At 58.2% G+C, this 11357-nt stretch carries 14 protein-coding genes; 2 read left to right on the top strand and 12 right to left on the bottom strand.

Translation table 11 applies throughout. The features are described 5' to 3' along the window. Nucleotides 1-41: 41 nt before the first annotated feature. From R1T40_RS15755 to R1T40_RS15715, 9 genes are read right to left on the bottom strand one after another with little or no spacing between them, the layout of a single operon-like run. Complete coding sequence (locus tag R1T40_RS15755) at nucleotides 42-563, bottom strand: flagellar basal body-associated protein FliL (RefSeq protein WP_106162534.1); 522 nt, start codon at nucleotides 561-563, stop codon at nucleotides 42-44. 9 nt (nucleotides 564-572) lie between these two features. Then, nucleotides 573-1310: a flagellar basal body L-ring protein FlgH gene (gene flgH / locus R1T40_RS15750; RefSeq protein WP_106162535.1), complete on the bottom strand. Its 738-nt coding sequence runs from the start codon at nucleotides 1308-1310 to the stop codon at nucleotides 573-575. Then, nucleotides 1310-1726 (bottom strand): flagellar basal body P-ring formation chaperone FlgA, encoded by a 417-nt coding sequence (gene flgA / locus R1T40_RS15745; protein WP_106162536.1) that lies wholly within the window; start codon nucleotides 1724-1726, stop codon nucleotides 1310-1312. Before flgA ends, flgH begins: the two co-directional genes overlap by 1 nt. 1 nt (nucleotide 1727) lies before the next feature. Next, nucleotides 1728-2513, bottom strand: coding sequence for a flagellar basal-body rod protein FlgG (gene flgG / locus R1T40_RS15740; protein WP_106162537.1), 786 nt, complete (start codon nucleotides 2511-2513; stop codon nucleotides 1728-1730). A gap of 9 nt (nucleotides 2514-2522) precedes the next feature. Then, nucleotides 2523-3239, bottom strand: coding sequence for a flagellar hook-basal body complex protein (locus R1T40_RS15735; RefSeq protein ID WP_317384790.1), 717 nt, complete (start codon nucleotides 3237-3239; stop codon nucleotides 2523-2525). After that, complete coding sequence (locus R1T40_RS15730) at nucleotides 3239-3514, bottom strand: flagellar biosynthetic protein FliQ (protein ID WP_106162539.1); 276 nt, start codon at nucleotides 3512-3514, stop codon at nucleotides 3239-3241. Before R1T40_RS15730 ends, R1T40_RS15735 begins: the two co-directional genes overlap by 1 nt. 3 nt (nucleotides 3515-3517) lie before the next feature. Continuing rightward, complete coding sequence (gene fliE, locus R1T40_RS15725) at nucleotides 3518-3814, bottom strand: flagellar hook-basal body complex protein FliE (protein ID WP_106162540.1); 297 nt, start codon at nucleotides 3812-3814, stop codon at nucleotides 3518-3520. Between the two features lie 23 nt (nucleotides 3815-3837). Then, entirely contained in the window at nucleotides 3838-4230 is a 393-nt protein-coding gene (gene flgC, locus R1T40_RS15720) for a flagellar basal body rod protein FlgC (protein WP_317384789.1), read from the bottom strand. A gap of 15 nt (nucleotides 4231-4245) precedes the next feature. Beyond that, nucleotides 4246-4635, bottom strand: a complete 390-nt coding sequence (locus tag R1T40_RS15715) for a FlgB family protein (protein ID WP_207796886.1) — start codon at nucleotides 4633-4635, stop codon at nucleotides 4246-4248. 88 nt (nucleotides 4636-4723) lie between these two features. Between R1T40_RS15715 and R1T40_RS15710 the strand changes: the two genes are divergently transcribed. Further along, entirely contained in the window at nucleotides 4724-6052 is a 1329-nt protein-coding gene (locus R1T40_RS15710) for a FliI/YscN family ATPase (protein WP_317386988.1), read from the top strand. A 408-nt stretch (nucleotides 6053-6460) separates the two neighbouring features. On the opposite strand, the gene radC is transcribed toward R1T40_RS15710, so the two are convergent. The 3 genes from radC to dnaK all read right to left on the bottom strand — a co-directional run bounded on the left by radC (nucleotide 6461) and on the right by dnaK (nucleotide 10545). Next, the gene (gene radC / locus R1T40_RS15705; protein WP_317384788.1) at nucleotides 6461-7225 is read right to left on the bottom strand and encodes a RadC family protein; all 765 of its coding nucleotides are present in this window, start codon (nucleotides 7223-7225) and stop codon (nucleotides 6461-6463) included. Nucleotides 7226-7379: 154 nt separating this feature from the next. Next, the gene (gene dnaJ, locus R1T40_RS15700; protein WP_317384787.1) at nucleotides 7380-8537 is read right to left on the bottom strand and encodes a molecular chaperone DnaJ; all 1158 of its coding nucleotides are present in this window, start codon (nucleotides 8535-8537) and stop codon (nucleotides 7380-7382) included. Nucleotides 8538-8613: 76 nt separating this feature from the next. Beyond that, nucleotides 8614-10545, bottom strand: coding sequence for a molecular chaperone DnaK (gene dnaK, locus R1T40_RS15695; RefSeq protein WP_106162545.1), 1932 nt, complete (start codon nucleotides 10543-10545; stop codon nucleotides 8614-8616). Nucleotides 10546-10752: 207 nt separating this feature from the next. On the opposite strand from dnaK, the gene R1T40_RS15690 reads away from it, so the two are divergent. Then, on the top strand, nucleotides 10753-11355 hold the full coding sequence (locus R1T40_RS15690) for an alpha-ketoglutarate-dependent dioxygenase AlkB family protein (RefSeq protein WP_317384786.1): 603 nt from the start codon (nucleotides 10753-10755) through the stop codon (nucleotides 11353-11355). Nucleotides 11356-11357 lie beyond the last annotated feature (2 nt).

Genomic DNA, 11357 nt, shown 5'->3' with positions numbered 1-11357 from the left:
TGAAGGCGGCCTCTCTTGTTAAGTGGTGCGCGCGATTGTGATCAGACGTCCTGGCGGGTGATTTCCAGAATGAGTACATCGATCAGATCCGAGCCGAGAAAACGCCGTGCCTCTTCGCGCAATGAGGTGCGCAACGGATCGAGAACCTCGGAACGCGTGAAAGCACCGCGGAATCCACCCATGTTGGCGTGATCGAACAGCACGCGCAGAAAGACATCGCGCAGCTTGGGCTCGAAGGAGTGTACCTTGCCGGCCATTCCGGGCTTGGTCTCAAGGCTGAGGGAGATAACCACCATCGAGGTCAACTGTTCGCGCTCCACGACGGGGATCACGAACTGGTTTTTGATCTTTATGAAATCGTTCGGTATCTCATCGTCCTGAGCGGCCATGGTTTCGTCGGCCTTGTCATCCGCCGCCATCTCTGGATTTTCGCTAGAGCCTTCACCCTCGGCGCCGTCGGCGGATTGTGTATCCTCAGGGGGCGGTGCGAGCATGATGCCCGCACCTATGCCACCGCCGATGCCGATCACCAGCATGAGTATGGGAAGCAGTTTCGACAACATGTTTGTACCTCAGAAAGGAAGGACTGCGTCCAGCACCTGCTGGCCATAGCGGGGTTGCTGTACGTCGGTAATTTGACCGCGACCACCGTAGGACACGCGCGCCGAGGCGATCTTGTCATAGGTGACTTCGTTTTGACGGGTGATATCATCCGGGCGCACGTAGCCGGAGACCAATAGTTCGCGCAGCTCGAAGTTCACGCGCAACTCCTGAGAGCCACTGATCGCCAGAACACCGTTTGGAAGCACGTCTACAACGGTCGCCGCCACCCGCAGCTCCAGCTTCTCGCTGCGGCTTACGGATCCGCTGCCGCCGGAGGAAGACGAGCTGCCCAAATCTACCAGGTCGGCGCTGGATGCTCCATCTGGAAGCGAGTCGTCGAGACGCTGCGGCAGGCCCAGAAGTTGAGGCACTTGCATGCTTTCCGACGAATTCCGGGAACGTTCAGTGTCGTTGGAGATGGAGGCTTGCTCGTCGATCTCTATCACCACCGTAAGGATATCGCCTTTCTTGGTTGCACGACGATCCCCGAGCAGAGACTGGCGCGAGCCACTCCAGAGCGAGGCGTTGTCGACCGCACGTTGCTGCTGTGAGGTCAGCGGTAGACCCTGGTAAAGCATGGCGACATGTTCCTGGGTTTCATTTGCTGGCGTGAAGCTCGGCGGCTTGCCCAGATGGTCAAGACGCGCGCATCCGCCAAGGAGCCCCAGGCCGAGAACTGCACATTTGACTGCGAGAATAGGTTTCATCAATTTACCTCAATATTTCCGTCCGCCCTGATCCGGCCGGTGACCGTGGTGCGCGAGGATAAGTTCATGACACGGATCAGTTCGCCTTCCGCGCCGCGGCCAAGCGAGCGGCCCTCCGTGGAGATTTCGAGACCGCCGTGACGAAAGATGAGCTTCACCAGATCGTTGCGGTCCACGAGCGCCGGCGGCCCGATGTCGCCAGCGTGAATGGGGCGGCTCGCATAAAGCGCAATCCGCGCTTCCTGCCCGATGACCTCCTCGGGGCTGCTCAGCGCGCCAGGAGACTGGATGTTCTTGAACACCAGATCTTCGGCCGCGATGATTTCCTTGGCCCGGATGGTCCGAACCGGCACGAGGATTTCGGCCAGTGCAGAGTGGGCAAAGACAATCCCGATAAGGATGAGCAGGATTCTCATGTTAGCGTACCTGCGTGGTTGCCGACATCATCTGGTCAACAGCGGAAATCACCTTTGAGTTCATTTCGTAGCCGCGCTGGGCTTCGATCAGATCAGTGATCTCGCGTACCGCATCGACGGAACTGTCTTCCAGATACCCCTGGCGCAAGGTCCCCACGCCGTCTGACCCGGGGTCTGTCGTGGTGGGCTGACCGGAGGCTTCGGTCTGTTTAAACAGATTGCCGCCGACCGCTTCGAGTCCCTTGGGGTTGGTAAAACCGGAGATGGTGAATTGCCCAAGTAGTTCCGCTTCCACCGTATCGCTGAAGTAGGCATAAAGCTCACCTTCGGCGTTGATGGAGACGGAGGTCGCATCCTCCGGAACGGTGATTTCGGGTGACACGGGGTAGCCGTCGTTGGTCACGACCAGTCCTTCGGCAGAACGTTTGAAGGAGCCGTCACGGGTATAGGCAGTCTCGCCCGAAGGCAGTGTGACCTCAAAGTACCCGTTGCCGTCGATCGCCAGGTCCAGGTCATTCCCGGTCTGCGATAGGGCGCCTTGGTTCAGGTAGATGGACACGGCAGAGGGTCGCACGCCCAGGCCAACCTGAACACCGGTTGGCAGAACAGTGCCATCGGATGCGTTGACGGTGCCGGCGCGGGAAACCTGCTGATAGTGCAGATCGGCAAACTCTGCGCGTCGCGCGTTGTAGGCGGTGGTGTTCATATTGGCGAGGTTGTTGGAGATCGTTTCGACACGCAGCTGCTGTGCGCTCATCCCCGTGGCGGCAATTTGAAGTGCACGCATGATTATCTCCTATGATTTCATCAGATTGTCGATTGCCGCGCGGATACGCTTGTCTTCATTGTCGAGAAAGCTCTGGCCCATTTCATAGGCGCGCTGAACTTCGATCATGCGGGCAAGCTGGTTAATCGTGCTCACGTTTGAGCCTTCGAGGAACCCTTGCAGAACCTGCGCGCCGTCCGCCGCGAGCGTCTCGCCCTCGACGCGGAACATCACGCCATCTTCACGCAGGATTTGCGCTTCCTCATCGGGCATGAAGAGCCCAATTTGGCCAAGCTGTTGCCCGTCTGCGCTGAGTGTACCATCTGATCCGAAGGCGATGGTTTCTGCATCGCCAGGCACGAACATGGGCGCTTGGCCGGCATCCAGAACACGATAGCCGTCAGCTGTTACCAAGTCGCCTTCGGCATTCGGGGTGAAATTCCCGGCCCGGGTCAGGCGGTTGCCTGCAGGTGTTTCCACCATAAAGAACCCGTCTCCCTCGATCGCAAGATCGAAGCTGCCGTTGGTCTGGTTCAGCGTGCCCTGCTCCAGCGAGGTGTTGCGAATGCTCGCACGCCCCATAGACAGGCTCTCCTGCCCCGGCGCAGACTTCACGTACTCCGAAAAGATCAGCCCCTCAGACCGGTAGCCTGTCGTGGACGAGTTCGCGATGTTGTTGGCCACGACCTGAATTTCATTCAGAAGGCCCGACTGGCGTGATAGGGTGGTGTAACCGATAGATCCCATTAAAGACCTCCTCCATGAATGAGGGGAATGACGTGCCCGTCAAAAAACGCGACGAGCGCTTGCGTCATGATTCCCATGGTGAGCCAGAATACGACGAGGATTCCCGCCAATTTCGGCACGAAGGTCAGTGTCATTTCCTGAATCGAGGTCAGGGCTTGAAACAGACCAACGCTGAGGCCGATCACCAAGGCCACAACCAAGATTGGCAGTGACATGGTGATCGCCGCCAGCATCGCCTGGCGCAGCGTGTCGTAAAATACGCCTTCGCTCATCATGGCTCAGACCGGCATCCGGAGGATTTCTTGATAGGCTTCGACGACCTTGTTGCGGACGGTTACGGCTGTCTCAACGGCTAGCTCTGTTTGCGCCAGCGCCTGGACCATGGCATGCGGCCCCGCATTACCGGTCATCGCCTGAACGGACACCTGTTCACTGTTGTTCAGTGTGTTGGTGAAGTCCTCAAAGCTGGTTTTTGCCTGCTCCTGAATGGAACCAGGCGTGTAGCTTGGGTCGATCTTGGTTGCAGGGCGGGCTGCGGCATAGCCGGAGGTGGCGGTAAGTGAACGAATATCCATTCTGGATCTCCAATCTGTTCAGGTTAGCGACGCAACAAGTCCATCAGAGAGGACGACATTTGCCGTGTCTGATCGAACATTTTCAAGTTTGCTTCGTAGGTACGCTGCGCTTCGCGCGCGTCGGCGACTTCGATCATCAGATCGACGTTGGACCCTTCGTAGTGACCAGTTTCATCGGCCAAAGGGTGTGAAGGGTCGTGAATTTGATCCAACTCACTGCGGTCCAGCGAGACACGGCCCACCTTGACCTGGCTCACGTCCGTTTCCAGGTCACGTACGGCCTGAAAGGAAACGGTTTTACGGCGATAGCCTGGCGTATCCGCGTTCGAGATATTCTCGGAGACGTGGGTCAAACGGGCTGCCTGAGCACGCAGTGCGCTGGCAGTTACTGCCAGGGATTTGGAAAACTCATTCATGATTCATACTCCGATTCAACTGCGGCCAAGGCTGGCGCGCAGGATGTTCATGGATGAACGGTAGATTGCCAATGCGCGGTCATGCTGCCGCTTGGCTTCTACCCCGTTGAGGATTTGTTCCTCGATCGAAACGGAGTTGTTATTGGGGTCCACGGACGAATCGTTCGTGGTTACCGCCCAATCGAACCCAGAGCCGTCGGCGCCGTTGATATGCGACCCGCGTGTGGCGATCATGTCGCCCTGCGCTTCGCCAGCGGCAAAGACTTCCTTGAAGGGTTTGATATCCTTTGCGTGATACCCTGGGGTATCCGCATTTGCGATATTCTCTGAGATAAGCGCCTGACGCTTACCCGCATGTGTCGCCATGGAAAATGCGACGTTAAAAACATTCAGTCTTTCGAACACCGGGGCTTCTCCCTCGATTAATTTCAATCAAGGCTTAACCCTGATTCCTTTAGAAATTGTTTTCAGAGGAATGTTGGAGAACCCGCAGATGATGAAATCGATCCAGGCGCTCAGCCAAGAACTGGCCAATACTCGGCTGGCGGCCCCAATGGGACGGGTGACCGGAATTTCCGGTGGCGAGATCGAAGTATCAGGTCTCGAAGATCAGGCGCGCATCGGGGACCGGCTGGTGTTGCGTCGCGGCAAACGGGACGATCTGCATGGAGAGGTACTGGCGATCGGTGCGGAGCATATTCGAATGCTGCCAGACACCGCGCCCGAACGTGCGTCTATCGGTGATGCGGTGCTGCTGTTCCAGACGCCGGAGTTCGCGCCGGACAACAGTTGGATAGGTCGCGTGATTGATCCGTTTGGAGAGCCACTGGACGGCAAGCCGATGTTGGGCGGGGTCGACAGTCGTGATCTCATGGCCAGCCCACCCAAGGCAGCGGCGCGCCGCGGTTTGGGGAAACGATTGTCCACTGGCCTTGCGATTCTCAACACGGTGCTGCCGATCGTGACAGGGCAACGTATTGGTCTGTTCGCAGGTTCCGGTGTCGGGAAATCCACCCTGATGGCGCAATTGGCCGAGAACATGGAAGCAGACGTGGTTGTCATGGCGCTGATCGGCGAGCGCGGACGCGAGGTCAATCACTTCGTAAAAGAGGTTTTGGGCCCCGAGGGTATGAAGCGTGCAGTCGTTGTGGCTGCGACATCGGACCAATCGGCGTTGGTGCGCCGCCGGTGCGCATGGGCCGCGATGTCCGTGGCAGAACACTACCGAGATCAGGGTCTCAACGTGCTCTTCATGGCGGATTCGATCACACGTTTTGCAGAGGCGCATCGTGAGATCGCCGTCGCCTCCGGCGAGGCGCCGGCTTTGCGTGGGTTTCCCCCTTCCGTAACGCCGCTTATCACAGGCTTGTGTGAGCGTGCTGGGCCCGGTTCGGACGGGCAGGGCGACATCACAGCGGTGTTCAGTGTTCTTGTCGCGGGCTCGGATATGGACGAGCCGATAGCAGATATCCTGCGCGGGGTTTTGGACGGGCACATTGTACTCAACCGTGAAATCGCCGAACGTGGGCGCTTCCCGGCGATTGATGTCTCCCGCTCGGTATCGCGAAGTCTTCCAGCGGCGGCCACAAAGGATGAGAATGAAATGATTCTTGCGGTTCGCAGATTCCTTGGCGCCTATGAGCAATCCGAGGTGATGATCCGTGCGGGCCTTTACTCAGAGGGGAACGATCTTGTCCTGGATCAGGCTGTGAAGATTTGGCCGGAACTCGACGGTTTCTTCGGCCGTGCAGAAGCAGATGGGGTTAAGGGCAGTTTCAACCGACTGGCGCTTCTCCTGCGCAGGGCTGGCAATGGTCGCTGACGGGAGTCTCTCTACTGTGCGCCAGTGATCGCGCTTTCAGCGCCGAAAGCGGTGTGTTCTATCCGTTCCTCCGCGCTGAGCTCTTATCTGATACTGAGGCCCTTGCTAGAATTGAGTAAGTGCCTTGATCACAGTTATCAGAGAGTTTTTCATACCTTTGCCTCGGGTTCAGGTGTGAGAAACTGCGCCTGTAGGCACTTCCGTCGATGCAAGACGGTTAGATGCCGATCCACTGAAGTGGCAATACTCCAGCACATCAGCCGCATTTTCTATCTGCGCCCGAGGCACTCAGCGTGGTGACAACAGTCCGGTCGGTTTCGAAAGCAAATTGGCCTGAACGAGCACCAGAGATGGCACGCGAGCGGGGCACGTCCATTGCGCCCAATGTGTAGCATTCTGGGTGTCGGATCAAAGAAGCCCGTCAGATCGAAAGGAAAGTTCCGCCGAGGCACCTATAATCAGATGATCATGTAGCGTGATGCTGAGCGCTTCCAGGGCCATCTCAATTTTGCGTGTCATCGCTATGTCGGACTGCGACGGAGTTGGGTCGCCAGATGGATGATTGTGTACGAGAATGATCGCACTGGCGTTCAGTTCCAGCGCACGTTTTGCAACCTCGCGAGGATAGACCGGAACGTGGTCCACGGTGCCCTCTGCCTGCTCTTCATCGGCGATGAGAACATTCTTGCGGTCGAGAAAGAGCACGCGGAACTGCTCGGTTTCACGGTGGGCCATGGTGGTGTGGCAGTAATCCAGAAGCGCGTCCCAGCTGGAAATCACTTGTCGCTGCATGATTCTGGCCCGGGACATGCGTTGGGCGGCAGATTGGATGACCTTTAGATCGCAGATGACTGCGTCACCAATGCCAGACATCTTCGAAAGCCGTTCCGGAGAGGCGCTGATGACGCGATTGAAGTCACCGAATTGGTCCAGCAACGCGCGGGCAAGAGGTTTGACATCTTTGCGCGGGATAGAGCGGAACAGGATCAACTCTAACAGCTCGTAGTCGGGCATGGCGTCCGCACCACCGCTCATGAAACGTGCGCGCAATCGGGCGCGATGATCCTTGATGTAAGATGGGAGGCGCCCTTGCGGCACAGAAGTCGCAGGAGCTTCGTCATCGTCCCCGAATAAGGGGAGCATCTGTTCGTTGAAATGACCAGGCTTTCCCATCACTCCATGGTGAGGGCGATATGGTTAGCGAGTTCTTAACGCCTGCGATTGTCCGCGTGATACTATCAAAAAGAAAAACGCCCAATGGGCGTTTTACAGAATAAGCCGGGCCTTCGAATTCGATGGCCCGGCTACTTGGTGTTTGCCTCGTGGTTCAGCCCTTCATGCCGTCCCAGAAGCTTTTGACGGAAGAGAAGAAGCTACGGCTTTCAGGATTGTTGTTTTCCTCCGAAAGCTCATCAAACTCCTTCAAGATCTCCTTCTGACGGGCGGTCAGGCTGACTGGCGTTTCCACCGCAAGCTCGATGAACATATCACCAACGCCACCACCGCGAAGCGCAGGCATGCCCTTGTTGCGCAGGCGCATCTGACGGCCAGATTGGCTGCCCTCTGGGATCTGCACGCGGCCACGACCACCGTCGATGGTGGGCACCTCAATGGCGCCACCCAGCGCCGCCTTGGCCATGGAGACCGGGACGCGACAATGGAGATTGTTGCCTTCACGTTCGAACAGCTCGTGCCGTGCAACCTCGATGAAGATGTAGAGGTCGCCGGGCGGGCCACCGCGCAAGCCTGCCTCGCCTTCGCCGGCAAGTCGAATGCGAGTGCCGGTTTCAACACCTGCGGGGATGTTCACGGAAAGCGAACGATCCTTTTCCACCCTGCCGTGACCGTGGCAGGTCTTGCAGGGGTTCTTGATCATCTGACCAAGACCCGAACAGGTCGGACAGGTGCGTTCGACGGTGAAGAAGCCCTGCTGAGCGCGTACCTTGCCCATGCCGGAACAGGTGGGGCATGTTGTGGGCTCTGCACCACCCTCGGCCCCCGTGCCCTCGCAGGAGGAACAGCTGACAGAGGTCGGCACGTTGATGGTCTTGTGTAGCCCGGCAAAGGCTTCCTCAAGGGACAGGCGCAGATTGTAGCGCAGGTCTGCCCCGCGAGATGCGCGTTGGCGCCCACCTCCGCGTCCGCCACCGCCCATGAAATCTCCGAACAGGTCGTCGAACACGTCGGAGAAGGCGGAGGAGAAGTCACCGCCTGGGTGGCCGCCGGGACGTCCGCCGCCACCGCCGCCGCCCATGCCGTTTTCGAAGGCGGCATGACCATAGCGGTCATAGGCAGCCTTGCGTTCTGCATCTTTCAGAACATCATAGGCTTCGTTGGCTTCCTTGAACTGTGCTTCTGCATCCGGATTGTCGGAATTTCGGTCCGGGTGCAGTTCCTTGGCCTTCTTGCGAAAGCCCTTTTTGATCTCGTCGGCGCTGGCCCCTTTAGAGACCCCGAGCACCTCGTAGTAGTCACGTTTTGACATCGGAAAATCCCTTCTGCCTCAACGAAAGAGGGCCGGCCCGGGATCGGACCGGCCCACCTTTGGCCAAGGTGCAGCCTTAGCGCTTGTTGTCGTCCAGATCCTCGAACTCGGCATCAACGATGTCATCGTTTGCAGAGCCAGAGGACGCTTCATCATCGGCTGCTGCGGGTTCATCCGCCTCGCCACCTTCGTCCGCCTGAGCCTTGTAGATCGCCTCGCCCAGACGCATCGCCGCTTCGGTGACGTTCTGGATGCCGGATTTGATCTTCTCGGCGTTCGCCTTGTCGCCTTCCAGATCATCCTTCAGCGCGGCAATCGACAGCTCGATCGCTTCGACGGTGGACGGATCGACCTTGTCGCCGTGCTCCTCGACAGATTTCTCGGTCGAGTGGATCAGGCTTTCGGCTTGGTTGCGGGCTTCGATCAGCTCGCGACGTTCCTTGTCCGCCTCGGCATTGTCTTCGGCGTCCTGCACCATCTTTTCGATGTCGTCGTCCGAGAGACCACCGGAGGCCTGGATGGTGATCTTCTGCTCTTTGCCGGTGCCTTTGTCCTTAGCAGACACGGAAACGATCCCGTTGGCATCGATGTCGAAGGTCACTTCGATCTGCGGCATGCCGCGCGGTGCCGGCGGGATGTCCTCAAGGTTGAACTGGCCGAGCATCTTGTTGTCGGACGCCATTTCGCGCTCACCCTGGAAACACCGGATTGTCACGGCGTTCTGGTGATCCTCAGCGGTGGAGAAGACCTGAGACTTCTTCGTGGGGATCGTGGTGTTGCGGTCGATCAGGCGGGTGAAGACGCCACCGAGGGTCTCGATACCCAGCGACAGCGGGGTCACGTCGAGAAGAACAACGTCCTTCACGTCACCCTGCAGAACGCCAGCTTGAATGGCGGCGCCCATGGCGACCACTTCGTCCGGGTTCACACCCTTGTGCGGTTCCTTGCCGAAGAACTTGGTCACCTCTTCGATGACTTTCGGCATCCGGGTCATACCACCGACCAGAACCACCTCATCGATATCGGAAGCAGAGAGGCCCGCATCCTTCAGCGCGGCGGCGCAGGGCTTCATGGAGTTCTTGATCAGGTCACCGACGAGGCTTTCCAGCTTCGCACGGGTCAGCTTCATAACCATGTGCAGCGGCTGGCCGGTGGAGGAGTCCATCGAGATGAACGGCTGGTTGATCTCGGTCTGGCTGGAGGAGGACAGCTCGATCTTTGCTTTCTCGGCGGCTTCTTTCAGACGCTGCAGCGCCATCTTGTCCTTGGTCAGGTCAACGCCATGCTCTTTTTTGAACTCACCAGCGAGGTAGTTCACGATGCGCATGTCGAAGTCTTCACCGCCGAGGAACGTGTCGCCATTGGTGGATTTCACTTCGAACAGACCATCGTCGATTTCGAGGATGGTGACGTCGAAGGTACCACCACCGAGGTCATAGACTGCGATGGTCTGAGTCTCAGCTTTGTCGAGGCCATAGGCAAGCGCAGCCGCGGTCGGCTCGTTGATGATGCGCAGCACTTCGAGACCGGCGATCTTGCCGGCGTCTTTGGTGGCCTGACGCTGGGCGTCGTTGAAGTAGGCCGGAACGGTGATGACCGCCTGGGTTACTTCTTCGCTCAGGTAGCTCTCTGCGGTTTCTTTCATCTTGCCGAGGATGAAAGCGGAAATCTGGGAGGGAGAATAGGTCTCGGTCTTGGCTTCTACCCACGCATCACCATTGCCACCGTCAACGACGGCGAACGGCAGGTTCTTCTTGTCCTTGGCGAGGTCGCTATCGTCGAACCGACGACCGACGAGGCGCTTCACACCAAAAATGGTGTTGTCCGGGTTGGTCACGGCCTGGCGTTTTGCCGGCTGGCCAACAAGGCGCTCTTCATCGGTGAAGGCGACGATGGAGGGGGTGGTGCGCGCACCTTCAGCGTTTTCAATCACGCGGGGCTGAGACCCATCCATGATGGCAACGCAGGAGTTGGTGGTACCGAGGTCGATCCCGATCACTTTGCTCATTGTGTTTGATCCCTTTTACTTCACAAGGCGATTACCCGAAGCCGAAACCCGTTTTGGCATTCCGGCCCCGATTCAGTTGCGATAGGGTCTGCACCCGACCGCTTCCCGGCGTATATAGGGAGCGAAAATCACCCCTGCAACCGCACGATTGCCCTGTTATGGGCAATTCTGAACGCTTTTGCGACAAACAGAGTGAAGATTGGGTAAATGACGCGACTGAAGGTGCGTGGATTCGAAATTCACAAGGGTTTCCTGCCCCCAGAGACGCAGCGCGCGCTCATCGAAGCTTTGCGCCCGGTTCTGCGTTCTGCGCCGTTGTTCGCGCCCGATGTGCCGGGGGGGGGGAAGATGTCAGTCCGCATGACGTCGGCTGGCGCCTTCGGCTGGTTTAGTGACAGCAGCGGATATCGCTATGAGGCCGAGCATCCGTCCGGACGGCCCTGGCCCGGCATCCCCGCTGAGGTGCTCGATGTCTGGCATGGGCTGGTTGATTCGGAACGCGCACCGGAGTGCTGCCTGTTCAACTACTACGGTGAAGGCGCGCGGATGGGTTTGCATCAGGACAAGGATGAGGCGGATTTTTCCTATCCTGTGGTTTCGATTTCGCTTGGCGATGACGGGTTGCTGCGGCTTGGAGGTACAAGCCGCAAGGAAAAGACCGAGTCGATCTGGCTCAATTCAGGCGATGTGGTCGTGATGGGTGGTTCGGCTCGGCTGGCCTATCACGGCGTTGACCGTATTCGTTTCAAGTCGTCGCGCCTGTTGCCGAAGGGAGGGCGGGTCAATCTCACACTGAGGGTGGTGACCTGACA

It is taken from the genome of Tritonibacter scottomollicae (assembly GCF_032924845.1).
In the GTDB taxonomy this organism is placed as follows: Bacteria; Pseudomonadota; Alphaproteobacteria; order Rhodobacterales; family Rhodobacteraceae; genus Epibacterium; species Epibacterium scottomollicae.
This window is presented reverse-complemented; position numbering and strand designations above follow the sequence as displayed.